This window comes from Nocardiopsis sp. CNS-639 (assembly GCF_000381685.1).
GTDB classification, from domain to species: domain Bacteria; phylum Actinomycetota; class Actinomycetes; order Streptosporangiales; family Streptosporangiaceae; genus Nocardiopsis; species Nocardiopsis dassonvillei.
On sequence record NZ_KB906862.1, the window covers coordinates 100,708 to 127,547 of the forward strand.

Below are 26,840 nucleotides of genomic sequence, written 5' to 3' on the forward strand. Positions count from 1 at the left end.
GTTCCCGAGGCCGCCCCGCGGTAGCGGGCGGAGGCCCTTCGGCCACCCGGAAGGACGTTCTCGGCACCCAAGGCCAGGAGGCACGGAATGAGGAGAAGCCGACCCGCTCCGGAGCCGTCGCCCGTACCGGACGTGCACTCCCTGACGACGCTGTACCGCGGCGCGGACGCGGTCCTGTACCGCGCCCGGCGCGCGCCCGACGACGCCCCCGTGGTGGTCAAGTTCCCCGGACGGCGCCCGCGGGCCGGACGACCGGGCGAGGCCGAGCTGTGGAACGAGTTCTCGTCCGATCCGGGCGTCCAACCCCTGCTCCAGTCCGGCACCACCGAGGCGGGCCGACCGTACGTGGTGACGGAGGACTGCCCGGACGGCAGCTACGCCGAGATCCTGGGGCGGGGCGGTCCGCTCACGGTGGACGAGGTCCTCACGGTGGGGAAGGCCGTCGCCCAGGCGCTGCGGGCCGTGCACGCGTTCGACCTGCTGCACCACGCGGTGACCCCCGCCAACGTCCTGCGCTCGGACGACGGGCCGGTCCTGATCGACTTCGGTTCGGCGCTGCCCCGGGACCACCCCTTCCCACCCGTGTACTACGCGAGGGCGGCCCTGGAGCACGCCCCGCCCGAGGAGCTGCGCGGAGGCGCCCCCGGCCCCTGGTCGGACGTCTACCGGCTGGCCTCCACCCTGTGGGCCCTGCTGGCCGGGTACGCGCCGTTCGACGACGGAGCGGAAGCGCTCGTCACGCTGGAGGAGTACCGGTCCCGTCTGCTCACGGCTCCGGCGCCCGTGATGCCCCGGGAGGACGTGCCCGGGTGGCTGCTCTCCGTCCTGCGCCGCGCGATGGCCAGGGACCCGGAGCGGCGGACGCGGAGCGTGGAGGAGTTCGCCGAGGCGCTGCTGCTGGAGCAGGCCCCTCCCGAGTCCGAACCCGAACCCGGTCCCGGAGCCGAGCCCGGTCCTGAACCCGGGCCCGAGGCCGCCGTCACCGTCGCGCCGCGGCCGGAAACCGCGGAGGCGGGGCGGGCCGACACGGTCCGGACCGACCAGGCGGCGGAGGACGAGGACGACGAGGCTCCCCGGTGGGGGGTTGACGCCGAGCCCGAGCCCGGGGTGCCGGATGGAACGACCGCGGCCGACGCGGCCGGGGCCGGCACCGCCGTTCCCGGCGCCGACGGGACGCCCCCGGGCGCGTCGGGACCGGGGGCCGCCGAGAGCCCGGCGGCGACGGTGGACGGCGAGGAGGACGACGGGGACCCCTGGTGGGACTCCCCGGTCCCGGCCGAGCCCGACGTCGTGCGCCCGGTGGACCCCGAACCCGAGGGCTCGACCGGTTTCCCCTCCAGCGGCCCCGCCTCCACCGGCTTCCCTCCCGCTGGACGCCGCACCGCGTCCCCGGAGCCCGGGGAGGGCGACGGGGAGGTCCCGGACGGTCGTACCGGCGCCGCTCCGGCACCCGCCGCGGCGCGGGCCGCGGGCGCGCTGCCCCCGACGGGCTCCGCGCCGCCCGTGGCGGACCCCGCCGCGTCCCCTCACGGGTTCCCCCGCTCCGGGCACCACGCCCGGTCCACCGGGACGGAGCCGCACCGGACCGCCGGACCCCCACCGGCGCCGTCCCGGAGCACTCCGCGCCCACCGACTCCGGCTCCGACGCCGCGTCCGCCGTCCCCCGCGCCCGGGAACGCCTCCGGGACGTGGACGCACGAGGATCCCACCCGTGCCCTCCCGGGGTCCGGTTCCCGGGAGGGGCAGGGGCCGTTGCGCGTCCTGGCCCTGGTCGGGGCCGCCCTGGTGGTGCTCACGGTGCTGGGGGCCGGGGTCCTCGTGCTCGTGGGCGGGTTCCGGTCGGCGGAGGAGGAACCCCCCGGCCCGCCGCCCGCCCAGGGCGCGGCTGGGGAGGACCCGCCGGCCCCGGTCGCGGACATCGCCCCGACCGGGGTGGAGTTGACCGACGACACCTACAGCGTCTCCCTGTCCTGGACCGACAACACCGGTGGCGCCACCCCGCACTTCGTGGTCGGCGGCCCGACGGGCGCCGGGTCCACCACCATGGCCGACGTCGACGCGGGGGTCGCCGAGGTGGAGGTCAGCGGGTTGAACCCCGAGGTCGAGTACTGCTTCAGGGTGGTCGCGGTCCAGTCCACCGACGACGTCGCCCCCTCCGAGCAGGTCTGCACCGACCGCGGAGCGGCGGACGAGGGCGCCTAGCGGAACCACCCGCCGATTCCGCCGAAAAGCGTGTGACCAGGGGAGATCCGCGTCCCCGGCGCGTCCTCGCCGTTGTGCGGCTCCGGACACGGGAAGTCATGAGCCCCACAACAGGACAAACGTCCCTACGGGGTCTATGATGTACGCCACCCCGGCCTTCGCCTCCTGTTCGGCCGGGGTTTCCGCTGGGGACACCATCCCCGTGGTCAACAGGGGTCACCTGCTCCCGGATCCCGTCCACCGTGCCGGACCGCTCCGCCCCCGCGAGCCGAAGGCCGGTCTGTCGCGTGCCCGCGTACCGATTCGGACGGAAGGGTTTCCCGGCTCATGGGAGAGCTCCTGAGCACCATCCTGGCCATGGCCACGTCCACGCCGATCTACATGAACATCGTGGGCGGTGCGCTGGTCGGGGTGTTCTGGCAGTCCTACCTCGACACCAGAATCGCCAAGAACGACTACGAGGCCCACCTCAGGGAGGCCCTGGCGAACGAGGCCTCCAGGGTCGCCAGGCATGAGAGGTCCAGGAACCTTCCGGCGTTTCTCCGGGTCGCCGACCTCGACAACATCTATCTCCAGAACGTCAACAGGGTCGCCACCACGATCCGGACCGTGGTGGAGAACAACGGTCAGCACCTGGCCAACCTGTGGTCCATTCCCTTTCACCGGGACGCGGTCAAGGAATTCCTCGGAAGGAAGCAAGGGAAATCGAGGGTGGACGCCTTCATGGACGGATACACGCAATCGGCTCGTATGAACGGGATCAACGTGAACGGCAGGCCGCTCACCACAGCCTCGGGCGGCGCCGAGAACAAGAGGACGAGGCTGTCGTGATGCTCCCCGCGGTGTGCGCGGCCGTCGTGGCCCTCTACGTCCTGAGGTTCCTGGTCACGGAGTCCACGGCGAGGTCGGGAGTACATCCCAGGACGCTGTCCGACTTCCGGGAAGCCCTGGACGACGCGCGTCGCGCCGAGATCCGTGAGAACGCCATCAGCTTCGGAAGGGCCGCGGTACACGAGAAGACCCTGGTCCTGGACAACATGCTGGCGACCGTGAACTTCCGCGGACACGCCGGGGGCGGAGAGGCCTCCGCGGGGCTCGCCGACGACGCCGAGAGGCGGTTCGCGGAGTACTCGGACACGGTCGCCCGGTTGGACGGCGAGGTCGAGGAGGCGGTGTCCCGGGAGCGGGACCCCTCCGCGGCGGGCCCCGTCACCGGCTACGGCCCCGGAGCGGGTTCCGGGGGTCCCGGTGAGCGGAGGGCGCGGCTGGCCCGCACAGCCCATGTCGTCTGCATGGTGGCGCTGGCGTCGCTGGCCGTCGCGGCCCTCCTCGCCGGATAGCGGTCGGCTCCGGCAGTACACACCGTCACATCCGGGAGAGGGAAGTTGTTCGAGTTCCTGTTCGGTCCAGGAGGGATGCTGGCCGGCGGCCAGGGCGCCGTGACGGCGGCTCTGGCCAACCTGGCCTTCGTGGCCGTCGCCGCGTACATCGCGAAGACGACCAAGAAGTACCTGAAACCCAAGGCGCGGAAGTCGGACCACTCCCTGCACGAGCTGTCCAGGGACGAGATGGCGCGCGTCGAGGAGATCGCCCGCCAGATCAACACGGAGGTCTGGAACAGGCAGGAGTACCCCCTCACCGAGGGGAACGCGATGCGCGAGGGCGAGGCCGTGACCCTGGAGGCGGGCACCAACCTGCTCATCGTCGAGCGTCAGATGCAGGTCGCCAAGGCGGTCGTCGACAACCTCCGCGGCAGGGGCGCGACGACCCAGACCTTCGACGACATGATGCGGCCCGGCGGCACCGTGCTGATCGGCCCCGTGTCACGGGGAAGGCCGAAGCTCTCCCCGCAGGAGGCCGCCGCCACCGTGCGGGCCGTCACCGCGATCCGTGACAACGTCGCGTTGATGGACGCGCACATGAGGGAGTCCTACGGGATCCTCGGCCTGGAGGTGAACGTCGGTGCCTGGGAGGCCATGGGGAAGGGCGGCCTCCCCGGTTTCCGGGAGTGGGTCGACGCCATCCTGGCCGACTACCCGAGAACCATCGCCGACATCGTCAGGAACAACGGTCTGGAAGCCGCGCAGGCGACCCTGGACATCCTCAAGGACACGGGCCACCTGTCCCTGCGCGGGGCGGCCCAGCGGGACGCGTACACGACCGTCAGCGAGGCGGCGCGCAGGGACGTCAAGGCCCGGGAGGGCCGCGACCTCCCCGTTCCGGAGGCGGATCCGCGCAAGCTCGTGGACTCCCCCCGCAGGAACAACCCCGTCACCCGTGCCGTCAAACGGGTGCGCCGCTGACATGGGGACGACTCCCGCACCGGCTTCCGGAGCCGCCGCCGCGCCGATCCCACAGACCCGTCCGGAGGAGCATCGGGATGGACGTTGACCAGTTTGCCTTCTACGTGTTCTTCCTGGTGGCCGCGACCGTCTTCGGCAACACGGTCCTGAGGCTCCGTCAACGCCGCCTGTACGACCCCGGGCTGCGGATCCGGAACGCGAGGGCGCGGCGCAGGCAGGGCGTCTCCTCCGCGGCGCTCCTCGCGGAGAGGGAGTTGGCCGACCGCAGGCAGCGGGTCGTCGGGGCCCTGGCGAAGGACGCGTCGGCGCTCTCCGGCCCCGCCGAGGCCGCGGAGGAGGACCGCCTGCGCCGTGAGCTGGTGTCGCTGCGCGAGGCCTTCGAGGCCCAGCGGGAGAGCGTCGCCAGGGAGCACGAGCGCATCGACTGGGAGGCCGACGAGGAGCTCGCCCGGTACCGTCGGCGCCGCCGCACGGCTCTGGCCTGCGAGGTCGCCCTCCTGGCGCTGTCCCTGGCCGCGCTGGTCGCACTCGTCGCCGCCGCCGCGCCGCACTTCCCCTGAGGCCCGGCGCAGCCGTCCGGGCGGCGGTCCGCCGCCCGGTCAGCCGTCGGCCGGCACCGGGTCAGGCCAGCCACCGGCTGGTGATCGGCAGGCGCCGGTCCCGGCCCAGGTTGCGCTTGGTGATCTTGGGGCCCGGCGGGTACTGGCGGCGCTTGTGCTCGGCGCGGTCGACCAGGCGCACGACGTGGCGCACCAGGTCCGGGTCGAAGCCCGCGGCCGTCATCGCCGCGATCCCCTGGTCCGTGCCGATGTAGGCGTCCAGCAGCCCGTCGAGCACCCCGTACTCCGGCTGCGCGGGGACGGAACCGGGGGCGCCCCACCCGCTGACCGGGTTCCGTCCCAGGGAGCGCTCCGGGATGGGCGGCGTGCGGCCCGCGAGCGCGTCCTCGGTGTTGCGCCAGCGGGCCAGCTCCCACACCAGGGTCTTCCAGCAGTCCTTGAGCGGGGCGTAGGCCCCCACGGCGTCGCCGTGGTGGGTGCACAGACCCGTCGCCAGCTCGCTCTTGTCGCCCGTCGCCAGGACCAGGTGCCCCTCCTCCCGGGACAGGGCCATGAGGAGCGCTCCCCGCGCCTGCGCCAGCAGGTTCCGAGTGCCGCCCTCGTCGGCGGCGGCGATCGTGGACTCCAGCGCGTCGAGCAGGTGGTTCACGGGGTAGACGCGGTTGGTGAGGCCCTGCCGCTTGATCAGTGCCTCGGCGTCCTCCAGCGCCGCGGCGGTGGAGTCGCGCGCGGGCATGACCAGGGCGTGCACGTTCTCCGCCCCCACGGCGTCGGCCGCGATCGTGGCGGTCAGCGCGGAGTCGGCGCCTCCGGAGACGCTCACCAGGACCGACGTGAAGCCGTTCTTGCGCACGTGGTCGCGGACCCCCGTGACGAGGGCGGTGTAGACCTCGCCGAGGTCGCTCATGGGGTCGCGGCGGGGGGTCAGCACCGGAGAGCGCGTCCCGGGGGGAGGGGAGGGCCGGTCCGCGACCGCGTACCGGACGATCCGGAAGCCGTCCGCCCGCGCCGGCTCCTCCGGGGACTCCGCCGGGGGCAGGGACAGGTCGGTGACCAGCAGCGCCTCCTCGAACTGCGGGGCGCGGGAGACGAGGTCGCCGTCGGCGTCGACGACGAGGGAGTCGCCCTCGAAGACCAGGTCGTCCTGGCCGCCGGTCATGTTGACGTAGCCGATGGCGGCCCCGATCTCGCGTGCGCGCCGCTGGCACAGCGCGAGCCGAACGTCGTCCTTGTGCCGCTCGTAGGGGGAGCCGTTCAGGGTGACGAGCATCCCCACGCCGGCGTCGGCGGCGGCGGTGACGGGACCCCCGTCCTGCCAGAGGTCCTCGCAGATGGCGAAGGCGACGTCGACTCCGTGCAGCCGCAGCACCGGCAGCGTGTCACCGGGGACGAAGTACCGGAACTCGTCGAAGACCCCGTAGTTGGGCAGGTGGTGCTTGGCCGAGACGAGGCGGATCCGGCCCCGGTGCAGCACGGCGAGCGAGTTCTGGGGGGTTCCCGAGGGCTGGCCGAACCGGGGGCCCGGTCCCTCGCGCCGGTTGAGGAAGCCGACGACCACCGGCAGATGTCCGAGCCCTTCCGCGGCGAGGCGGTCGGCGAGATTGTGGGTGGCTTTTGTGGACGCGGAAACGAAACCGTCCCGCAGGGCGAGATCCTCGACCGAGTATCCCGTGACGACCATCTCGGGAAACACGACGAGATGGGCTCCAGCGTCGCTCGCCTGACGAGCGTAAGCGACGACGCTGTCGCAATTACCTTCCAGATCACCCACAGTCGGGTTGGTCTGGGCCAGAGCTATACGAAGTTTTACCACGCCGGGAGCGTAGCGAACTAGTTAACATGGACGCAATATGTCACGTTTTTATAACATGGCAAATTCAGAACGTGTTCAGATGATTGCCTAAAGCTGCGGAGAACAAACCGGAGCGTGTTTTTTCCAGTGATCTGGAACACAGGGAATCGCGGTGGCGGAGGGCGGGGAGGCGCACCGCCGCCGTCGGCCGGGACCGCTCCGCGGACGCCGTCCGGGGGAGCGAAGCCGCAGTTCGCCCCCTGCCCGCCGCGCTTTCGGCGGTGGTTTCGCCCCGTGTGTCGGCGCGGAGCGCGGCCCGGCGCGCCCGGCCGTGACCGGGCGGGGCGCCGCGAGGCGCGGATCATGCTCCGGGGTAAACGATCTTGCGGTTCGGGCCGTATTCCCGTTACCTAGTCGACGGCCCGCGTACGCCCCGGGGGCCCGGGTGAGCTCGACCGGCGACGACCTCGGCGGAAGCGTCACCCTGTGTACCCGGGCCGTACGGGAAACGGCACACCCCACCACCATCCCCGCCCTGACCACAGCGGGCAACCTACCGGTCGCGGAGCGAGACAACGCCGTCTCCGCCACGACGAAGGGAAGAGTCCCGCTGTGGACGCCATCCAAGCCGGGATCGTCGCCCTCAACGACATGTTCTGGGCCTACCTGCTGATCCCCCTCCTCCTCATCCTGAGCCTGTACTTCACCGTGCGCTCCGGCGCCGTGCAGTTCCGCCTGATCCCCGACATGTTCCGCTCCATGCGGGGCGAACCCGGGCTGGCTCCCGACGGCAAGAAACCGATCTCCGGCCTCCAGGCGTTCGCCGTCTCCGCCGCCGCGCGCATCGGTACCGGCAACATCGCCGGTGTGGCCACCGCGATCGCCCTCGGCGGTCCCGGCGCGGTCTTCTGGATGTGGGCCATGGCGCTGCTCGTCGGCGCCGCCAGCTTCGTGGAGTCGACGCTGGCCCAGCTCTACAAGATCCGTGACAAGGCCGGCTACCGGGGCGGACCCGCCTACTACATGCAGTACGGGCTCAAGTCCCGTTGGATGGGCGTGCTCTTCGCCGTCGTCATCACCTTCACGTTCGGCTTCGTGTTCACGAGCGTGCAGAGCAACACGATCTCCGCCGCGATCGCCAACTCGGTCTCCACCGCCTCGGGCGCCGAGACCGCGCCGGGCTGGCTCGCCTACGCCGTGGGCGCGGTGCTGGCCGTGTGCACCGCCGTGCTCATCTTCGGCGGCGCCCGGCGCATCGCCCAGGCCGCCACGGCGCTGGTCCCCGTCATGGCGGGCGTCTACATCCTCATGGGCCTGGTCGTCATCGTGATGAACATCGGCCAGATCCCCGCGATGGTCGTCGACATCGTCACGCACGCCTTCGGTCTGCGCGAGATCGCCGCGGGCGGCATCGGCACCGCGATCGTGCAGGGGATGCGGCGCGGGATGTTCTCCAACGAGGCCGGTCTGGGCTCGGCGCCCAACGCCGCCGCCAGCGCAGCGGTGAGCCACCCCGTCAAGCAGGGCCTCGTGCAGACCCTGGGCGTGTACTTCGACACCCTCGTCGTCTGCTCGACCACGGCGTTCATCATCCTGCTGTCCGACCCCAGCTACACCGCCGAGGCCGGTCCGACGCTGACCCAGAACGCCCTGGAAACCAACCTCGGCCCCTGGGCGCTGCACCTGCTCACGCTGATCATCCTGCTGGTGGCCTTCACCTCGGTGCTCGGCAACACCTTCTACGGCGAGGCCAACATCGGCTACCTGACCAAGAGCCCCCAGGCCACGACCGCCTTCCGGGTGCTGGTCATCGTGGTGACCTTCCTCGGAGCCATCGGCTCCGGCGGCCTGGTCTGGAGCCTGGCCGACGTCACGATGGGCGTCATGGCCGTGGTCAACCTCGCCGCGCTCGCCCTCCTCGCGCCGATCGCCTGCCGGCTGCTGCGCGACTTCGTCGGCCAGCGCAAGCAGGGCAGGGACCCGCTGTTCACCAAGGACCTCATGCCCGACCTCACGGGCGTGGAGTGCTGGGAGCAGGAGGACATGGACCGCCTCAGGGGGAACCCCGCCGGGGTCTGACCGCCCCGGACCCCGGTCCCCCTTCCCGGGGGTGTGGTGCCGACCCGGCACCGCACCCCCTCCCCGGGTGGAAGGGGGCGGGAACCCGATCCGCTCAGAGCACCGCCGCGACCGCCGTGCCCACCGCCGCGCCCGCGAGGAGCACGGCGGCCCCGGCGCACACGAGGTCCAGCAGCCGCGCGGTGGACCGTGCCCGGTCCGCACGCTCCCGGCGCTCGGCGATGGCTGCGCGCGACCGCTCGACCGCCCGTCCCTCCTCGGCTTCCAGCCGGGCGAGGTCCCGGTCGAGGTCGTCGACCACCCGCACCGGATCGGGCAGGCCGTCGCCCGCCGCCCCGGGCGCTCCCGGGCGGACGCGCCCGCGCACACGCGCCCCGGCCGTCTCCACCAGCGCGTACCGGCGCTCCAGGAAACCGCGCCGCAGCGCGTGCTCCCCCTCCTGCCCCTCCATGTCGAGCAGCGCCGACGGATGGTCGAACCGGTGGCCCCGAACCCGCCGGACCGACTCCGCGCCGACCCGGACACAGACGGCCACGGCCACGACGGCGGCCAGCAGCGTGACCACGTCACCGGTGTCCAGAGCACCCATGACCGCTCCCTCCTCCACGTCTCACAGCTTCCGGCCCGGGGCCCGTCCGCCCGTCCGGCGGACCCTCGCGGCGTCGATGCGCTGCGACAGCCCCTTGCGCTCCCGCACCGCCTCGGCCAGGTTGCCCGGGGCCTGAGCGAGCAGGTCGTGTCCGGACGCCGCCTTCCGGGTGAGCTCGCGGATCCGCTCCTCGTCGACGCGGCCCGCCCGGTCCAGGCTCCCCCCGAGGGACGCGGCCTGCTCCTCGGTGAACGCCGGGGTGTTCAGCGGACCGCTGATCCCGTCCTTCTGGCCGTTGACCCGGTACCACTCCAGCTCCTGGAGGTGGCGCCCCAGTGAGGCGCCCGTCTCCCGCGCCGCGGGGCGCAGGCGTCCCGTGTCGATCGTCGGTCCCTCGCCGGTGTCGCGGAGCAGCCCGGCCTCCTCGAGGGAGCGGAGCAGCTCCCGGTGCCGGTCGAGGGCGGTGTTGAAGGACTGCGCCGCCCGCCGGGCCGTCTCGTTCGCCGCCGACTGCCGTGTCAGCAGGTCCTCGGCGTCGCGGTGCAGGGTCCCGGCCCTCCTCGCGCCCTCGGCCTCCACCCGCAGCCTCGGCAGCGCCGTCTCGGCCTCGCGCAGGCGCTGGTTGGCCGCGGTGCGGATCCGCTCCGCCTCCGCCCTGACGTGCTCCACGTGGGCCCGACCGCCCCGGCGCGCCTTCGCCAGGCTCCTGCGGAACACGAGGGAGGCGGTCACGAGCAGGGAGCCCAGCACCGCCCCGGCCGCGATCATCCACTCCACGGGTTCCTCCCCGCGGAGTCCGTTCCGGACGGGGCCGGATCCTCGGCACGGGGCGGGTCGAGGTCGGCCAGAGCCGCCCGGATCCGCCCCTCAGCCGCGTCGAGGTCGCGCCGGAGCCCGTCGAGGCGCTCCGGCGACCCGTCCTCCGCGGCCGCCTCCGACATCCGCGCGGCGGTGTCGGACAGCAGGTCGCGCCACGCCCACAGGTGCCCCGTGGACGCGCCGAGGTCCCTCGCACGCGCCAGCGCCCGGTCGGCGTCCGCCAGCAGGGCGTCCTCCGTCAGGCCCTCGGGCGGGTACACCCCCTGGGCCGTGTGGCGGCGGTTCAGCCCCCAGCGCGCGGCGGCGAGCAGGACCGCGGCCAGCGCGATCACCACGGCGGCGGTCACGTGCGCGCCCCCCTGCCCGTCTCCCTCTTCGGGCTGGGCGCGGGCGAGCTCCGGAACGGCCTCGCGGCGCCGCGGCGCGCGCCGCGCAGGGCCGCGCGCACGCCCCCGGGCCGGTTGAGCCGCAGCAGCCGGTCCACGGCCCGCTCCGTGTCACCCAGCTTCTCGAAGTGGGCCTGGACCCGCTTCTCGCGGGCGACGGCCTCCTTCTCGGACCGCCTGACCGTCTGCTCGGCCCCCTCCAGCTCCTTGCGCACGGCGCTGTCCGCGGAACGGTAGGCGTCCAGGGTCGCCCGGAGCGCCGCGGCCTCGACCACGCGCGGGTCCCGCGACACCGCCAGGTCGTAGCGCTTGGCCTCCGCGAGCTCGCGGTCCGCCTCGCCGCGCCCCTCCCAGCGGGCGCCGAGCGCGACCGAGGCGACGAGGAGGCTGCTCGCGCCGATGAGGGCGCCGCCGATCGTCAACGCCACTTGCAGGGGGTCCAACCGCGCGCCTCTCAGGTCCGCCTCGCCGCGCCGCCCGGCGGGCAGGACCTGTCTACCGGGGCGGGGGTACGGACCCCGCGCCCGCCGGGATCCGTGCGGTGACGCCCGGGTGAACACTGGCCGACCACGGCGGAGGGGGTCCGCGGGACACCCCGGCGAACCCCCTCCGCACCCGGTCACGGACCCCCGGGCGGGGTCACCACTCGTCCTCGAACCACCCGTCCGGGGCGGGGTCGGCGGGCAGCGGGCGCGGGTCCTGGTGGCGCCGCGAGGTGCACTCGCGGAACGGGCCGTTGTCGCCGAGCAGGATGCCCATCTGGAAGTCGAGGTGGTCGCGGTACCAGACGGCCATCCCGGTGCCCGCCTCCCAGCGCAGCACCTCCCAGGCGTGCCACAGCGCCTGGAAGCGCGAGACCGCCTCGGCGTGGCGCCACCACTCCTTGCACCAGCGGAACTGGCCGCCCTCGGGGCGGATGTAGACCGGGAGGAAGCGCAGGCGTACGAACTCCTCGACGTTCTTGAACACCGGCTCCGGGGCCGGTTCGTCCGCCCCCTCCGGGTCGCCGCCGTCCACTCCGGCGACGGCCGCGTCGACGTCGGGCGCCTCGGTGGCGAGGGCCGCGCGCACTGCGGGGTCCCCCCACTCCTCCTCCGGGGAGTCCACGTCCTGCCTGTCGTGTCGGGTGCTCATGGTCGGCGTCGTCCCTCTTCGCGTTCGTGGTCGTCGTGGGGTCCCCGGGGCCGTCGCGGGCGTGCGGGGAGCGCGTGGCCGGGGTCGGTCACGCGCCTCGGTCGGTCACGCGCCGCGGCCGGTCCGGGTGCGCGTGGTGTTGATCGAACTGCGCTCCTGGCGGCGCAGGGCCGTCCGCGCCGTCAGCCGCCTCACCGCGGCCCGCTGCTCCCCGCGCTGTCGCGGCAGCCGCCGGGCGGGGTCGTTGACGGCGGCGCGCGCCGTCCGGTCCGCCCAGTCCTGCCTGGTCCGGCGGGTCCGGTCGTTGCCCGCCCGGGTCCCCTGCCGCTCGTGCCGCCCCAGCTCCTGGGGACGCACGACCGCCCGGCCGTTCGCGGTCAGGGCCGAGTCCAGCTGCCCCCTGTCCCCGGGGAGCCGGGAGTCGCCCAGGACCAGGCGAGGGTCCGCGGCCCTCGTGGCGTCGTGCGCGCGCAGCTCCGCCTTGGCCGCGTTGCCCGCGGCGATCGCCCCGGCCCGGTCGCGCGGTCCCTCGTTCAGCGGGGCGCCGCGCGCCTTGTCGAGCGCGTGGAGGAAGGCCTCCCCCTGGACGAACACCTCGGCCCCGCCCCTGTCGGCGCGCGTACCCGCCAACTCCCTGCCCTCGCGGTAGTCCCGCGCGAACCCGGGCAGGGCCCTGTTCCCAGCCGCGTTGCGGACCAGCTCGTTCCCGACGGCGGCGGGGACCCTGCCGTCCAGGGACGCGGTGAACACCGACTCGGCGGTGTCCCGGAGCCTGTTCAGGTCGGCCCGGGCGTCCTTGAACCAGGGCACGGCCTTGGCCCAGTACTCCTCCATCGTCTCCATGGGGCGGCCGTCGGCCTGCCAGGAGGCGCCCGCCATGACCGAGTTGGCGTCGATCCGCGCGGAGTCGGTCCGGCCGGTGAATCCCGGATCCCGCACCATGCCCCGCTCGATGGACTCCGCGAGCTGCGGGTGCTTCCGGGCCAGTTCGCCGAAGAACCTCTCCTGCACCTCCCGCGCGCCCGGCTCGTTGGAGTTGGCCGCGCTCAGCCAGTTCAGCGCCAGTTCACGGGCGTTCATCCGGCTGACGTCGAGGTTCTCGTCGAGCCCCCGGCGCCACCGGTGCTCGGGGGGCGTGTCCGGGACCGGGTCCAGGAGCTGCATGCTGGTGCGCGCCGCCCGCTCGATCCGCCCGGTGTGGTAGTCGGCGCGCAGGACCCGGTCCACGTCCTGGACGCGCAGGTCGCGCTGGTGGTCGTGGACCCGCTGGACGTCGACGCCCAGGACCTGGGAGACCACCCGCGGGTCGGCCTGGCGCGCCAGGCCCAGGCCCGCCACGGCGATGTTGGGCGAGTACCCGACGTGCTCCTCGGCGAAGAACCCCTCCGCCCTGCTCTGGCCGCTCCTCCTGCGCAGGGCGTGGTGGAGGGCGGCCCTGGAGAGGTCCCCCGAGTTGCTGAGGCCGCCGCGCCCGAAGGGCGTGTGCATCGCGGCCAGGAGCAGGGCCTCGGTGATGTCCCTCTCCCCGCCGCCACCGCCGGACTCCGCGCCCGAGGCCCGCACGAGGTCGGCGAGGCGTTGGCGGTTGCGGCTGCGCTCGTCGGCCTTCCGGCCGGTGAGCCCGCCCTTCACCCGCTTGGAGCTCATAGGTTCCTCCAGGTGTTCTGTGCGCTCACGTGGCGGCCCTGCCCTTGGGGGTGCTCCGGCCGCCCCGCCGCAGGTGGGACGGGGCGGGGCCGGTGGCGGCGCCCCGGCGCCGCGAGTTCCAGGCGCTCCTCCAGCCCCGCGGGCCGCGCAGGGCGGGGGATCCGGTCCGCGGTGCGGTCGGCGGCGCGGCGGAGGGGGAGGCAGGGCCCGCGGCCGTCCCCGGTGCGCCGCCCGCCCGGGCGCCCACCGCCGCCGGGTTCACGAGGCCGTCGGCGGCGGCCATCCTCTCGTTGAACCGCCGCCGCTGGACGGTCCCCTTGGCCGCGTTCCACCTCAGGAGCTGACGGGCGTCCTTCCTCGGCACGTCCCTCCTGGTGAGCCCCCTCAGGTCCTCCACCCGCCGGTCCACCTGGTCCACGTAGGTGCCGTGCGCCGACTCGGCCGCCCGGACGGCGCGGTCCGCGCGGTCCCCGGCCGCCCGCACCAGGAGGTCGCCCTGCCGTGCCACGGCGGCGATCCGTGCCGCGCCCGCCAGGGCCGTCGCCCGCACGTCCGCGTCGCCCGCCCGCACCGCGCCGACGACGTGCTGGTCGGCCCGGGTCCCGGCCCGGCTCACGCGTCGGGTGCGGGCGTCCTCCGCCCGCCGGACCAGGGCGTCCCCCCGGTTCCTCGCGTCCCTCTCCGCGACGGGTCCCCTCCCGGCCGCGTCCCTGACCAGCCTCTCCCGCTGCCACTCCGCACGCCGGACACCGGCGTCCCCTGTCCGCCTCGCCTGGGCCACCACGCGGTCGGCGCGATCCCGGGCCCGGGCGACGCGCGTGCCGCGCCTGGCCTGTGCCGCGGCCACGTCCGCCCCGGCCCGTACCGCCGCCTGGTGGGTCATGAGCGCGCTCATCCGCTCCGCCGAGCGCACCATGGCGGCGGCGCGGCCGCGGACAGTCCTCAGCGCCAGGCCCGCCTTCGCCTTGGTGAGTGCGGCCCTCGCCCGCCGTGCCCTGACCCTGGTCCGGATCCGGACGCGGCCCCGCCTGAGGCGCCCGCGCAGGGAACGGCCCGCGGCCCGCCGGAGCGGACGCAGCACCCACCGGTTGAGCAGCGCCGCCGCGAAGTCGAGGAGGCCGAGGGCCATGCGCGCCAGGAGGTCCTGGATCCGCCCCGCGGTCCTGGCCAGCCAGACGAGCCCGCCCACCGCCTCCGAGACGACGTCGCCCTGCCCGCTCGGCGCCCCGGGCACGCCGGGACCGCCCGGGGACAGGAAGCGCCGGGAGTGGGCGTCGGGGGCGGCGCGCGCGGCGGGTTCCGCGGGCACGTTCCCCACCTGCGGCGGGGGCGGAGCCGGGGGCGCCGCGGCGGTGGCCGGGGGGCTGGCCATGGTCGTCCTCCTTGCGGGTCGGGTCGTACGAGGCGAGGGTCCGCGGTGGTGGTTCACCTTCCGCGGGGCGCGTCGTAGCGCACGCGGGCCCTGGTGGTGATCCGCTCCTCGGCCTCCTTGATCGCGGCGGAGACGATCCTGGCCCTGTCGGTCCGGTACCAGGGGCGCATCCGCAGGATCGTGGGCTGGGCGGCCGTGGCGAAGAGCAGGCACTCGCCCTTGTCGATCCTGCGGATGTCGGAGCCCTGCATGATCTCCTGGCGCCGGAGCTGGACGGAGTGGTTGCCCTTGCCCTCGCCGTAGCTGAACGACGTGGTGGAGATGTCGTGCTGGCCGATCAGCTTGGACAGCGCGTCCACGATCTTGTGGTCGTCGAGCCCGGCGCCGAACACCTTCACCGTGGCGGCGGACCACATGGCCTCCATGCCGTTCTCGGTCCAGACCCGCACCCCCTGCCGGTAGCTCTGGAGGATGGTGACCGGGACGATGCCGCGCGATCCCAGGTGGGAGTACATGTCGGGCAGGTCGGCGATCTTGCAGATGTTGGCGGCCTCGTCCAGCACGGCCACCAGCGGCGGGTCGAGCCTGCCGCCCTGCCCCTCCGACGCCTCCTCTCCCGCGATGAAGACCGCGTCGGTGAGGGCGGCGATGAGCGGGGCCGCGGCGGCGCGGGACTTGCTGAGCAGGTGGAGCGTCTGCTTGGTGGTGACGAAGGAGCGCGGGTCGAACTCGTGGTACGCCGGGCCGTCCGGCGGGGTCACCCACGCCATGATCTCGGGGTCGTCCAGACAGCGGGCGGCGGTGCGGGCGGTCGTGTAGATGCCGTCACGCGTCTCGGCGACGATGTTCTGCGTCTCGCGCAGGGCCTCGGCGTAGGCCGTGAACCCGTGCTCGAAGAGGAGGTCCACCGGTTGGGGCAGCTTGGTGTCGTGCAGCCACTCCCCGACCTTGGCCAGCGACTCGCCCCCGAGCGCCGCGGCGAGCGTGAGCTGGGAGAGCAGGGCGCGGGCCGCCGGACCCCACATGTCCTTCTTGGAGTCGTCGTCGATGGTGAGGACGAAGTGCCCGGCGAGCCGGTAGGCGTCCTCGACGCTGCGCACGCCGGCCAGCGGGTTCCACCAGAAGTCCTGCTCCTGGTGGGTGATGTGCTGGGGGTCGAACAGCCAGACCCGGTCGCCGGTGGCGTGCTCCCGGATCTTCGCCGTGGCCGACCAGACGTCGGCCTTGTTGCTGGTGGCCAGCGCCGGACCGGGCGCGTCCAGGATGTAGGGGATGGCCATCGCCGTGGTCTTGCCCGCGCGGGGCGCCATGTAGGCGAGGACGGTGTCCTCCCACGACGCGAACAGCCGGGGCCCGTCGCGCCTGCCCGACCCCCGCACGTCGCCGATGACCAGGCCGACGTCGGCGTCGGCCAGCGTCCTGCCCCTGATGCCGCGCAGCGAACGCCTGCGCAACCGGACCGCCTTCTCCGCGGCCTCGGGGCGGGCCAGCTCGGCGATCGTCTCGTTGTTCCTGTTCAGGGCGGCGACCGCGTCGGACTGCCCGTACAGCGCGTTCCTGACCCGGACCAGGATCCACGAAAGGGCGCTGACCGCCGCCGTGGCCAGGACGGAGAACACCACGGCGACCGGGGCGCTCGGAGTGCCCGGCCACGTCGCCCCGGTGTCCCACACGAGCAGCGAGTACGCCCACATCGGGCCGAACTCGCCGACCGCGCCCCCGGTGACGGCGGCCACGAGCCGCGCCGACAGCCAGAAGAGGAAGAACAGGGCCACCAGGCCCCACAGGGCGAGCAGCACGAGCAGCGGCGGGGCTCCGGCCGCCGCCGCTCCGCCGCGCACCTGGTACGTGGGTCTGCGCCGTGCCATGGCCGCCTCACTCCCCCCGGATCGCCTGGTCGGTGTCGTACAGGACGAGTTCGTCCCGGGTGAGCGTCATCTGCACCGGGATCCCCAGGCGCTCCGCACCCGTCTTGATCAGGTACTTCCCGCGCCCGGGGTGGCGCGCTCCGGGTTGCCAGGAGTCCGGGGACGACCACGACGCCACCAGACCCTGCTCGGGGGCGGTCATCGGGGTGATCCGGTTGACCGAGGCGAGTTCGCGCGGCGGCAGCCCGGCCAGGACGGTGATGGCGGAGCGGTCCACGAAGCCCCGCGCCTTGGCCCGGTCCTCCTCGGTGGCCAGGGCCTCCAGGTCGTTGAGGGAGTGGGTCACCATGACCGACGACATGCCCTTGGACCTGTTGAGCCGGGTGAGGGAGTCGGCGAACTCCACCAGGCCCGGAGCGCCGCGCAGGGCGCGCCACAGCTCGTCCATCACGCCGATGTAGGAGCGGCGCCGGATGAGGCCGAGGTCGGAGAGCACGGCCGCCGCGTCCACCATGCCGAACCCGTAGCTCCACGTGCACAGCATCGCCGCGGTCAGCAGCTTGTCCCCGGCGGCTCCGACCCGGGAGATGTCGACGCTGATCCCCGGCGCCTCCATGTCGAGGGGTCTGGTGGTCTCGGCGTCGAAGACCCCCGCCAGGGAGCCGGTGCACAGCAGGCGGAGCGTGAAGACCAGGTCGTCCACGCGCTTGTCGTACGAGTCCCTGGTGTCGGCGCGGGCGAACGAGCGCAGCGAGTCCGGGCCCTCCTCCACCACGTTGAGCACGTCCACGACCGTGGGCTGGCGACCGGCGAGCCGTTCGTCGAGCAGGTCCACCGCGGCGCCGAGGACGACCTCCTCGGCGTTGCCGATCCTGCCCTCGCGGACCAGGGTGCACAGGGCCATCAGCAGCGAGATGCGCCGGGAGCGGACCTCCCAGCGCAGTTTCTCCCGCTCCACCTGCGACAGCCGGTCCATGACCGCCCCCAGCGGTCCGGCGTCGAGCGGGTTGATCCGGTCCAGGCCGCGCCCGATGCGGATGACCTGGCCGCCCAGGTGCTGGATCAGGTCGGTGTAGTCGGGCTTGGTGTCGCCCAGGATGATGGCCTGGGAGCCGAAGGCCACCGCCCCGGTGACCAGCCGCTTGACGAACGTGGACTTGCCGGTGCCCGGCTGCCCCAGCACGAAGCAGCCGGGGTTGGTGATCAGACCGGCCCTCAGCCACGCCATCGGGTCGAGGCAGACCGCCTCCCCGGAGAGGAGGTCGCGGCCGATCGGCGTGCCGACCGACGGCGGCTTGCTGCTGGTGACGAACGGGAACAGCCCGCACGCCTGGGCGGTGGTCGCCTGGTACTCGACCGCGTTGGGGATGTTCGGCGAGGCCCCGCCTCCCCGGTGCCGCCAGCCGAGCAGGGGGGCGACGACCTCCCGGTCCCCCTCCCGCGAGCGGTCCGGCCGTCTCGCCTGCTCCTGGCTCTCCCGCTTCTGCTTGAGGCGTCGGCGCTCCGCCCGCTGCTGGCGGCGCTCCTCACGGCGGCTCTGCCGGTCGATGATCGCCATCGGTGCTCCCTCTCCCTAACCCATGCCGCGCTGAATGAGGAACGGCGGACACACCCCGAGGGGCAGGGTCGTGGCGAACGCGACGTCCTGACTGCCCCAGGCGCGGCGCAGCCGGATCCGCGAGGTCTCGGCGGCGGACTCGGTGTGCGCGACCGCCTGCTTCAGCCGCTCCTCGTCGTCGACGGTCGCCGTCGTGTACAGGCTCACCTGCACCAGCCCCGCACCGCGCGTCTCCTCCTGGGCCGCCTGCTGGGCGTAGGCGACGTCCTGGCGGTCGCGCGCGCTCACCCTGTGGCGCACTCGGGCGGACAGTTCGCTCTTGTACTGGGCGGCGGCGTTCTGCTGCTCCAGGGCGCGCGCGGCCGCCGCGGCGGGCCAGGGCCGGAACAGCAGCGTGGTCCTCTTGACCCACCGGGTGGGCGAGAGCAGTTCGGCGAGCACCGTGCTGGTCACGTGGGTGCGCGGCGCCTCCTGCCAGATCCACGAGACGCTCGTGCCGCTGTCGTGGGTGTAGCGGTCGTGGTGCACCTCGGCCTCGACGGGCGTGGCGTCCGTCCAGTCGACGGTCCCGATGTCCTGGGGCTTGTCGTTCAACATGGAGCTGAGGTCGTTGACCACGGTCGGGTCGTAGGCGGTGCGCACCATGGCGACGAGCTGTTCCGGGGTGGCCCGGCCCAGGACCGACACGCCCGTGCTGGCGAGGCTGGTCTCGATCTGGTTGAGGTAGCCGCTGATCTCGACCGCCGCCTGCATGCGGTCCTTGGGCGCCACCGGGAACTTGCGCGGATCGTAGGTGAGGCTGATCCGGGTCTCCACCTGGGCGCTGACCGAGGGGGCGTTCAGCACGAGGTCGCGCATGATCTTCCGGGCGGCCAGGGGGGACTGCGGGTCGATGTCGGCCTCGACGCTGCCGCGCAGCGCGCTTCCGGGGGCGGGCCGGGACTCGACGGTCACGGTGACCCACTGGATCCACGGCATGTAGCCGAGCGAGGCCAGCCACTGGTGCCAGTTGGCCACCCACGTGTCGACGTCGGAGGGCTCCGCCAGCCACACGGAGTTGGACGAGACCAGGACGGTCGCGGTCATGTGCCCGAGCCGCCGGTTCCAGGCCAGGCCGAACCGGCCGCCCCTGCCGTCCTCGCAGGAGAGCAGGGTGACGGGCGCCAGGACCCCCGGCAGCTGGAAGGCCCGCGGGTGCTCGACCATCACACCGGCCCGGTAGCGGGTGTGCCCGAGGACCTTGGCCCACCACCACCGCAGACGCGTCAGCAGGAAGCTGAGCACCGACTCGCCCTGGACCGGCACGGCGGCGAGCAGGAAGGCCACCGTCATGACGGGCAGGATGTAGAGGGCCAACCGGGGCGCGAACATGCCGGACAGCATCAGCACGACGAGGCCGCCCAGCAGGACGAGGGTGGCGTTGAGCCCCAGCCCGAACAGCCCGATGCTGCGTCGGCGGCGCCAACCTCCGTACGTGCGAACCACCTAGACCATCCTTCCGTCTGCTCCGTCGGCGAACTGCGCTCCGGACGCCCCCTCCGGGGCGGGCGCCGACCCGCCCCCGACGGCGGCCGGGCCGCCTCCGTCCGAGGCCGTGGCCGCGCCGCCCGGCGCGTCGGCGCCCGGCGCCGCGCCTCCGGCGTCGGCTCCGGAGGCCGAACCGCCCCCGGAGACCTCGTCCGCTCCGGACGCGGTCGTCTGGCTGTAGGACTGGTCCGAGCCGCTGACCGTCGAACTCACGGACTCCGTCGCCCCGGAGGCCGCCGCGTCCGCGCCGCCGCCGGAGCCGCCGACCGTGCCCCCGGCGGAGTCCACGGTCCCGTCGGCGCCTCCGGCGCCGGTTCCGCCCGGGTCGGAGAACTGCCCGGTCTGCGTTCCGAGGGCCGACGTGGCCGCGGCCCCCGAGCCGGTGCCGGCCGCGCTCACCGCCGCCGCGGAGCCCGCGTCGCCGCCCGGGACCGGCCCGCCCTCGTCGAGGTTGCGCGCCACGCCCGCGGCGCGCTCGTTGGCCCCGGCCGCCGCCTGCTGGGCGTTGCCGGTACCGCTGTCGGCGGAGCCCGCGCTGCTCTGGGAGCCGGCGGAGTCCCCGCCGCCGCTGTTCCCGCCTCCTCCACCGCCGCCACCGCCGCCGGTGACGGAGTTGAGGCCGCCCGCGGCCAGCGCCATCATCCACACGCTCCCCGAGCTCATGAGCTTCATGAGGACGGGGAGCGCGCCGGTGGCCAGGAGCATGACCGCCGCTCCGGTGAGGTACCTGAGCAGGTCGTCCCCGTCGGGGCCCGCGCTCGCGAGGACGACGAGCCCGACCAGGTAGATCATCAGCAGGAGGGGCTTGTACAGGAAGCAGGCGAACAGCCACCCGATGACCTTCGGGAAGATCTTCAGGTTCGGGACCATGCTGCTGGCCGCGGCCAGGGGCAGCAGGCAGGCGATGAGGTAGGTGATCGCCTCCAGGAGGGCGAGGACGATCATCTGCGCGATCAGCCCGAGGATCACCGCGAGTCCGACCAGCGAGGTCACGGCCCCGCGGGCGACCTCGTTGTCCGCGAACCCGAGGTCGGCGCCGTCGACGCCCACGCGCATGATGCTCGGATAGACGCTCTGCGCGGACTCCAGGAAGCTGGTCTGGTCCCCGTACGTCCCGGTGGTGAGCACCATGTTGGTGAGCCCGAAACTGAACTGCCGCAGGACGTAGATGAGGAAGAGCCCGCCGAAGGTGACGACGATGACCGTCAGCAGACCGCGGATCAGGTCCAGCATGGGGTCGAGGCGCCGGGTCCACAGCAGGCGGATGGCCGCCAGCAGGATGCCCAGCGTGGCCAGGAACAGGACCAGCGGGTTGAAGACGTCCTGGAGCTGCAGGACGCCCTGGTCCATCTGGAGGTTGAGGCGTCCCTCTCCCCGGCGGTCCGCGTTGTAGACGGGGCTCGACGCGCCGCTGTAGATGAGGAGATCGAACATGCGCTCGATGATTCCCTGGAGGCTCTCCGTCACCCAGCCGTCGACGTTTCCGCCATTCATTCCTTCCACCTCCTCCGGATCCGTTTTTTGTGGAGCGTTCAGTGACTAATTCTTGTAGCGGGTGTCGCAGTAGTCCGCCGAGACCGGGTTTCTGCTGGAGTCTCCTGGGCCGCCGTGGTCCACCTCCACGTCCGAGTTGGCCGCCACCCACTCCGGAAAGTTCTCGCAGATGTAGTACCTGTAGATGGTCGTTTTCTCCCGGGATCCTCTGAGTAGGTCGTCCGGGATATCGTCCCTGTCGGGGGCGTCCGGGCAGGCGTCGAGCCTGTTCCACAATTCCTCATTGAGGTTCGCGCAGTGGTATTCGCTCCAGATCCACGACGCGCTCTCCATCTGTTCGATGTAGTCACTGTCGCTGCACGGGGAACCCCAGAAACCGGTCTCCTCCTGCCCGGTCCATATCCGACTGCCGTTGGTGTAGCAGTACTCGTAGCAGTCCTCCGCGCCATCCCGTGTGCACCTCGGGTCCTTGTCGCCGGAGAGGGGAACCGTGTTGGCGAGTTGCTCCCACCCGTCGTCGTCGGGGCAGAGGTAGGTGCCGTTCTCGGACTGGAGGGCGGCTTCGCAGTCGGCGGCCTCGCGCTCGTTGGCGGCCTGCTCCTCCACCAGCGCCTGGATGCTGGTGGAGACGTCCTCCTCGGGATGGTGCAGGGAGCCCTCGAAGAGCATCGCGGTCAGACCGCCGGACCCGGCGATCAGCACGACGGCCAGGACGACGTACGGGAGTTCGGCCATACCGCGCGCGGCGATCCAGGGGTCGCCGGTGAAGTTGGCGTGGATCATGCGTCCGCCGATGATGATCAGCGCGAGGACGCCCAGGACGACGCCCAGACCGGCGACGTAGCCGAGGAGGTTGTTCCCGCTGGTCTCGAAGCTCTGCAGGGCCAGCGAGGCCTGTGCGGCCCCGCCCGTCCGTTCCCACGGCACCATGTCCCCCTGCCCCCCTCCTCCGGTTCGTTCAGACCCCCGCCAGCGTGGTGACGACGGAAATGGCGACCAGCATGAGGGAGACCCCCATGATGGTCCACACGACGCCGCCGACCCCGTCCGCGGCGATCTCGGACCGCCCCAGCTTCCCGACCGCCATCTTCGCGGCGGAGTAGAGGATGCCGATGACCCCGAGGACGACGATCACCCCCTGCGCCAGCCCGAGGAACCGTTCGATCGGGTCCGCGTCGGACTGGCCGCTCCACCGGCCCCACTCGGGCAGCTGCGGGACGGGATCCCACCGCACCTCGGCCGGGAGCAGCGCGCCCAGCTGGACGGCGTCCGCCGCCGAGGGCAGGAGCGCGGCGAGCGTCATCCGCCCGCCACGTCGGCGACCGTCCGGATGACCGGGATGGCGACGAGCATCAGGGAGATGCCCATGATCGTCCAGACCAGCCCGCCGACGCCGTCCGCGGCGAGGTCGGACCGGCCGAACTTGCCGATCGCCATCTTGCCCGCGGCGAAGAGGATGCCGATGATCCCGATCACGACGATGATGCCCTGACCCCAGTTGATGATCTGCTGGATGGGGTTGGCGCTGCCGTTGAAGCCCGGAAGCTCCGGGTTGTTCGACCAGTCGAAGCTGTCCATGGGGAGGACGGCCATGTGGCTGGCCACATCGCTCGCGGCGTACAGAAATCCGTCCATGCGTATCAGTTCTCCTCACCCTGAGGCCTGGCGCGCCAGGGTCTCGCTCGCCGCGCTGTGGCACGCGTTCCTGATCTCGTCCAGAGTCCGTTGCGCCCTCTTGGGCAGTCTCACCTGGTCCGCGTCGGCGGCGTCCACGTAGCGCAGACCCGCGACGAAGGGGAACCGGACCAGTCGTCCGACCCGGTCCCGTACCAGGCGCAGCCGCGCCGAGGACTCGGGTGGCTCGGGGCCGGCGCCGTCCGCCACCGCCACCAGGGCCGCCGCGCGCAGACCGTTGTGCTCCAGGACGTCGATGACCTCCGCGGCCCGTGCCGTCGAGGCGACGCTGTTGCCGCAGACGAGGACCAGGGGACGGCCGAAGGCGCCGATCGCGCCCCTGTCGGACGAGTAGGCGCCCAGGTCCCAGGGCGTGTCCAGCAGCACCCGGAGCGTGGTGGTTCCCGCGCCTCCGTGGCAGCCGAGCACGACCATCTCCCTGGCCCAGTCCGGCAGCGCCCCGTCCGGTGGCGCCCCGGCCGACGGGCCGTGCCCGCCGCCCGTGTCGGTCCGTCGCCTCCTCATGGCTTCCCCTCGTCCGCGTCGTGAGAGCGCCGGTTCCCTGCGGGGAACCGCGCGGTTCCTGGTCCCCACCGCTTCCGGGGCCGGACGTCGCGCACGGCCGAGCCCTCGGGGGCCGGCTCCTCCGCCTTCCGCCCGCCGGGCGCCCAGGGCCTTTCCGCGCGCCGTGGGGAAGCCGCGGACACGCGGGAGGAACGGTGGCGCTGCCTGGCCGGGGCGGGGGTCGAACAGCAGGCTATATATACCGTGCCGCGCCGAATCCGACCAGGTGACCGCTCCCATGTCGACTACTTTGAGTCATCTTGTGGCCCGAGGGGAATCTGAAAAGCGAATAAACCCTTGATGTTCTCGCTGACTCAGGAGAACCACGCGGCTCTTCTGCGTCATAACTCGTGCTCAATGGCGGTTCGGTGTTCCGGCGTCCATTCGGGACCTTCGGCTTTTGTGTGCCCCGTCTTCGCGGATGGTTCTCCGAAACGTTATGAAGTATCACTCTTCGTGGTTTTCATGTTTTTCCTGTCCCTATTGCGCCGCCGATATTCCTGCGGGTATGGATGGGTGATTCCTGTCCACGTTCCCTGCTAGTGGGTGCCCATGATCAGAACAGCGGGTCCTTCATGAGCGACTTCGCCGGCGGTTCGCGGGAGAAGACGATCGTGTTCGCGATCGTGGGAGGCCTGGTCGTCGCCCTCCTGTTCCTGGGGTTCCAGCTCCTCCCGGGATCGGGCGGCGGGGAGGACCCTCCCGCCTCCTCGCCGGGCGGGAACGGGGAGCCCTCCGCGGCCGGTGCAGGGGACCTCGGCGACGTCATGTCCCTGATGCCGTACTCGGAGGAGCAGCTCCGGAGCGGAGCCGAGACCGCGCGGGACTTCGTCGCGGCCTACAGCGAGGTCGTCCCCGACGAGAGCGGGGACGAGCGCCTCGACCGCCTCTCCCCGATGGTCTCGGAGGAGTTCTTCGGCACCGTGGAGGACCTCGTCCTCGGCGCCCCGAACAGCGCGACCGCGCGGGACCCCCAGCCGACCAGTGCGTCGGCGACGGTCACGGGGATCCGCAACGTCGGCACCGGGTCGGTCATCTACGAGGTGGAGGCGCGCTTCCTGACCGACACCGGGGACGACGGGGGGAACGAGCCCGTGGCGTACGCGGTCACCGTGGTGCCCGAGGGTGAGGGCTGGGCCGTCTACGCCTTCCAGGGCGCGGCCCTCGGAAACGTCGGGGAGGCCGGATGAGCGGCGTCCGCTCCGTCTCCGACGCCGCGGCGCGCCTGCGGTCGCGGGTGCGCGGACTCCTCCTGCCCCGGCGCGGGCGCGACGGCGACCGGGGCGCCGCGAGCGGGGCCGCGCGCGTGGGCGGGGGCGTCACGGCGCTCGCGGTCATGGGCGGCATCGCCTACGCCGCCACCATGTGCGGCCCGGCCGGCGGCGCCACGGCGAGCGGCTTCGGCGGATCGGACTCGTCGACGGGTGTGGTCCAGGCGTCCGCGTCGTCGTCGCGCGAGACGATCACCATCAGCTCCCACGGCGAACAGGGCTCCTCCACCAAGACCGTCCGGGTGGACGTCCCCGAGAACGTCCTGCGGGCGCACCGCACCGCCGCTGAGGCCTACGGCCTGCCCTGGGAGCTCCTCGCCGCGGTCGGCGCGATCGAGACCCAGAACGGCGCCTACGTCTCCACGGACCCGAACTGGCACTCCGGCCTGAACGAGGGCGAGCGCAACCCCTACGGCGCGGCCGGGATCGTCCAGTTCGGCGTGCAGGACCCGCGGACGGGGCAGGTCGGCGGCCGGCTCGGCAGCGCGGGCAACGCGTGGGGAGGCAAGCCCAAGGAACCGGTCGCGGACCGCCGCTGGCACTACGACGTGGGCGAGATGCCCGCCAACCCGCGTTACTTCGGCATCGACGGCAACGACGACGGGATGGTCAACGTCTGGGACCCGTGGGACAACATCACCTCGGGGGCCTTCCGGCTCGCCTACTACGCCCAGCAGGCCCGGGACAACGGGTCCGCCTCCGTCTGCGGGAGCGGACGGGGGGACCTGGACCCCATCGAGTGCACGGTCTACAGGCACAACCCCGCCAGGTGGTACGTCGCGCAGGTCCTGGAGGTGGCCGAGTACTACCGGGGTTCCGGCATCGCCCCGACATCGCCCTCCCTCACCGTCCAGGCCGCGTCCTTCGGTGGCGGCGGCCAGGACTGCGAGGAGCAGGGGGGCGGGGCCTCCCAGGCCGCGTTCCTGGGCGACGTCAGCGACAGGCACCGGAGCGTGGTGCAGTTCGCCAGGGACCAGATCGGTAAACCCTACGTGTGGGCCGCCACGGGACCCGACGCCTACGACTGCTCGGGCCTGGTCATGGCCGCGTGGAACTCCGTGGGCGTCACGATCCCCCGGACCACCTTCGCCCAGTGGCAGGACGGGGGCCCCGCCTCATCCTGGGACGGGGCGCAGGTCGGCGTGGTGGCGAACGGGGCCCTCGACGTCGGCGAGCTGCAGGCGGGCGACCTGCTCTACTTCCACTACGCCGGGCAGTCCCCGTCCCACATGGGGATGTACACCGGTGACGGCATGATGATCCACGCACCGGCGACGGGCAAGACCATCACCGAGGTGTCGATCGAGACCGAGCACTACCGGTCGGTCTTCGTGGGGGCGATCCGGATCGATCCGGGATCGTCCGGCGACGAGCCGGAGAGCATGATGGCGTGACCGCCCGACCCCGCTACACCACACACGAACCGAAAGGACGGCCCGTCATGGCTCTCCCACTCGCACTCCTCGGGGGCACAGCGCTCCGCGCAGCCGGACAGAGAGCCCTGACCTTCATCGGTCAACGCGGGGGCGCCTGGCTCGCGTCGAAGGGCGGCTGGAAGGGCCTGGGCAAGGGGGCGCTCCTGGGCGGCCTCAAGCTCGGCGCCAAGGCCGGCCTCAAGGGACTCTCGGGCCTCGGGAACATGGCCTTCGGCGCGGGCGGGGCCGTCCTGGGCGCCGCTGGCGCCGCCATCGGCGGTGCCACCGGACTGCTGAGCACGCTGGCCGGGGTCTTCGAGTCCGGCGGAGCCGCGCAGTCCACGGGCTCCAGCGGCCTCATCGCGAGGATGGAGCAGAGACAGACGGCCGCCGGGACCGCCTGAGGCCCGAGCCCCGCACCGCTCCCCCCCCGGGAGCGGTCCGTCCCGTCGGTGCCCGCGCGCGGCCCGCCGCGGCCACGGTATCTTCGCACCGGTGAGCGCCTGCCCCGCGCGCTCCCGCCGATCCCCCTCCCCGCCCGTCGGCGACGACGGCGCAGCTCCACCCCACCACCCCACGCGGAAAG

Annotated in this window: 25 protein-coding genes; 9 read left to right on the forward strand and 16 right to left on the reverse strand. The window is 73.0% G+C overall.

Annotated elements, in window-relative coordinates; all coding sequences use genetic code 11:
* Positions 1-87: 87 nt before the first annotated feature.
* From G011_RS0115520 to G011_RS0115540, 5 genes are all read left to right on the forward strand, one after another.
* A complete protein-coding gene (locus G011_RS0115520) occupies positions 88-2,202 on the forward strand; it encodes a protein kinase domain-containing protein (protein WP_051104372.1) in 2,115 nt (704 codons plus the stop codon).
* A 357-nt stretch (positions 2,203-2,559) separates the two neighbouring features.
* Positions 2,560-3,033 (forward strand): hypothetical protein, encoded by a 474-nt coding sequence (locus G011_RS0115525; RefSeq protein ID WP_231391494.1) that lies wholly within the window; start codon positions 2,560-2,562, stop codon positions 3,031-3,033.
* Positions 3,033-3,542 carry a hypothetical protein gene (locus G011_RS0115530; RefSeq protein WP_019609278.1) on the forward strand — a complete coding sequence of 170 codons (510 nt, stop codon included), beginning with the start codon at positions 3,033-3,035 and terminating at the stop codon, positions 3,540-3,542. Before G011_RS0115525 ends, G011_RS0115530 begins: the two co-directional genes overlap by 1 nt.
* A 45-nt stretch (positions 3,543-3,587) precedes the next feature.
* On the forward strand, positions 3,588-4,505 hold the full coding sequence (locus G011_RS29900) for a hypothetical protein (RefSeq protein WP_231391496.1): 918 nt from the start codon (positions 3,588-3,590) through the stop codon (positions 4,503-4,505).
* A gap of 77 nt (positions 4,506-4,582) precedes the next feature.
* Positions 4,583-5,065: a hypothetical protein gene (locus G011_RS0115540; protein WP_019609280.1), complete on the forward strand. Its 483-nt coding sequence runs from the start codon at positions 4,583-4,585 to the stop codon at positions 5,063-5,065.
* 61 nt (positions 5,066-5,126) lie between these two features.
* On the opposite strand, the gene G011_RS0115545 is transcribed toward G011_RS0115540, so the two are convergent.
* The gene (locus G011_RS0115545; protein WP_196808520.1) at positions 5,127-6,878 is read right to left on the reverse strand and encodes an NAD+ synthase; all 1,752 of its coding nucleotides are present in this window, start codon (positions 6,876-6,878) and stop codon (positions 5,127-5,129) included.
* 591 nt (positions 6,879-7,469) lie between these two features.
* On the opposite strand from G011_RS0115545, the gene G011_RS0115550 reads away from it, so the two are divergent.
* Entirely contained in the window at positions 7,470-8,936 is a 1,467-nt protein-coding gene (locus G011_RS0115550; RefSeq protein WP_019609283.1) for a sodium:alanine symporter family protein, read from the forward strand.
* 94 nt (positions 8,937-9,030) lie between these two features.
* On the opposite strand, the gene G011_RS0115555 is transcribed toward G011_RS0115550, so the two are convergent.
* The 15 genes from G011_RS0115555 to G011_RS0115625 all read right to left on the reverse strand — a co-directional run bounded on the left by G011_RS0115555 (position 9,031) and on the right by G011_RS0115625 (position 23,529).
* Positions 9,031-9,525, reverse strand: coding sequence for a hypothetical protein (locus G011_RS0115555; protein WP_036552759.1), 495 nt, complete (start codon positions 9,523-9,525; stop codon positions 9,031-9,033).
* A gap of 21 nt (positions 9,526-9,546) precedes the next feature.
* The gene (locus G011_RS0115560; RefSeq protein ID WP_036552760.1) at positions 9,547-10,293 is read right to left on the reverse strand and encodes a hypothetical protein; all 747 of its coding nucleotides are present in this window, start codon (positions 10,291-10,293) and stop codon (positions 9,547-9,549) included.
* Entirely contained in the window at positions 10,290-10,691 is a 402-nt protein-coding gene (locus tag G011_RS0115565; RefSeq protein ID WP_019609286.1) for a hypothetical protein, read from the reverse strand. The genes G011_RS0115560 and G011_RS0115565 overlap by 4 nt, the downstream gene beginning before the upstream one ends.
* Positions 10,688-11,173, reverse strand: a complete 486-nt coding sequence (locus tag G011_RS0115570; protein ID WP_231391500.1) for a hypothetical protein — start codon at positions 11,171-11,173, stop codon at positions 10,688-10,690. The genes G011_RS0115565 and G011_RS0115570 overlap by 4 nt, the downstream gene beginning before the upstream one ends.
* A 196-nt stretch (positions 11,174-11,369) precedes the next feature.
* Entirely contained in the window at positions 11,370-11,864 is a 495-nt protein-coding gene (locus G011_RS0115575; RefSeq protein WP_019609288.1) for a DUF4913 domain-containing protein, read from the reverse strand.
* A 105-nt stretch (positions 11,865-11,969) separates the two neighbouring features.
* Positions 11,970-13,511, reverse strand: a complete 1,542-nt coding sequence (locus tag G011_RS0115580) for a hypothetical protein (protein WP_019609289.1) — start codon at positions 13,509-13,511, stop codon at positions 11,970-11,972.
* A gap of 25 nt (positions 13,512-13,536) precedes the next feature.
* Positions 13,537-14,883, reverse strand: a complete 1,347-nt coding sequence (locus G011_RS0115585; protein ID WP_026338339.1) for a hypothetical protein — start codon at positions 14,881-14,883, stop codon at positions 13,537-13,539.
* A 53-nt stretch (positions 14,884-14,936) separates the two neighbouring features.
* Complete coding sequence (locus G011_RS0115590; RefSeq protein WP_019609290.1) at positions 14,937-16,751, reverse strand: type IV secretory system conjugative DNA transfer family protein; 1,815 nt, start codon at positions 16,749-16,751, stop codon at positions 14,937-14,939.
* Between the two features lie 7 nt (positions 16,752-16,758).
* Positions 16,759-18,309, reverse strand: coding sequence for a hypothetical protein (locus G011_RS0115595; protein WP_019609291.1), 1,551 nt, complete (start codon positions 18,307-18,309; stop codon positions 16,759-16,761).
* 15 nt (positions 18,310-18,324) lie between these two features.
* Positions 18,325-19,794 carry an SCO6880 family protein gene (locus tag G011_RS0115600; protein ID WP_019609292.1) on the reverse strand — a complete coding sequence of 490 codons (1,470 nt, stop codon included), beginning with the start codon at positions 19,792-19,794 and terminating at the stop codon, positions 18,325-18,327.
* Positions 19,795-21,330 carry a hypothetical protein gene (locus tag G011_RS0115605; protein ID WP_019609293.1) on the reverse strand — a complete coding sequence of 512 codons (1,536 nt, stop codon included), beginning with the start codon at positions 21,328-21,330 and terminating at the stop codon, positions 19,795-19,797.
* Between the two features lie 45 nt (positions 21,331-21,375).
* Complete coding sequence (locus G011_RS0115610) at positions 21,376-22,260, reverse strand: TrbC/VirB2 family protein (RefSeq protein WP_019609294.1); 885 nt, start codon at positions 22,258-22,260, stop codon at positions 21,376-21,378.
* 28 nt (positions 22,261-22,288) lie between these two features.
* Positions 22,289-22,633 carry a hypothetical protein gene (locus G011_RS0115615; RefSeq protein ID WP_019609295.1) on the reverse strand — a complete coding sequence of 115 codons (345 nt, stop codon included), beginning with the start codon at positions 22,631-22,633 and terminating at the stop codon, positions 22,289-22,291.
* Positions 22,630-22,965: a hypothetical protein gene (locus G011_RS0115620; protein WP_019609296.1), complete on the reverse strand. Its 336-nt coding sequence runs from the start codon at positions 22,963-22,965 to the stop codon at positions 22,630-22,632. Before G011_RS0115620 ends, G011_RS0115615 begins: the two co-directional genes overlap by 4 nt.
* A gap of 15 nt (positions 22,966-22,980) precedes the next feature.
* Positions 22,981-23,529, reverse strand: a complete 549-nt coding sequence (locus G011_RS0115625; protein ID WP_026338340.1) for a hypothetical protein — start codon at positions 23,527-23,529, stop codon at positions 22,981-22,983.
* A 614-nt stretch (positions 23,530-24,143) separates the two neighbouring features.
* On the opposite strand from G011_RS0115625, the gene G011_RS0115630 reads away from it, so the two are divergent.
* The 3 genes from G011_RS0115630 to G011_RS0115640 are packed head-to-tail and all read left to right on the forward strand — an operon-like array spanning position 24,144 to position 26,658.
* Entirely contained in the window at positions 24,144-24,758 is a 615-nt protein-coding gene (locus G011_RS0115630; RefSeq protein ID WP_019609298.1) for a hypothetical protein, read from the forward strand.
* Positions 24,755-26,233, forward strand: a complete 1,479-nt coding sequence (locus tag G011_RS0115635) for a bifunctional lysozyme/C40 family peptidase (RefSeq protein ID WP_019609299.1) — start codon at positions 24,755-24,757, stop codon at positions 26,231-26,233. Before G011_RS0115630 ends, G011_RS0115635 begins: the two co-directional genes overlap by 4 nt.
* 47 nt (positions 26,234-26,280) lie before the next feature.
* Positions 26,281-26,658, forward strand: coding sequence for a hypothetical protein (locus G011_RS0115640; protein ID WP_019609300.1), 378 nt, complete (start codon positions 26,281-26,283; stop codon positions 26,656-26,658).
* The last annotated feature ends 182 nt before the right edge of the window (positions 26,659-26,840 follow it).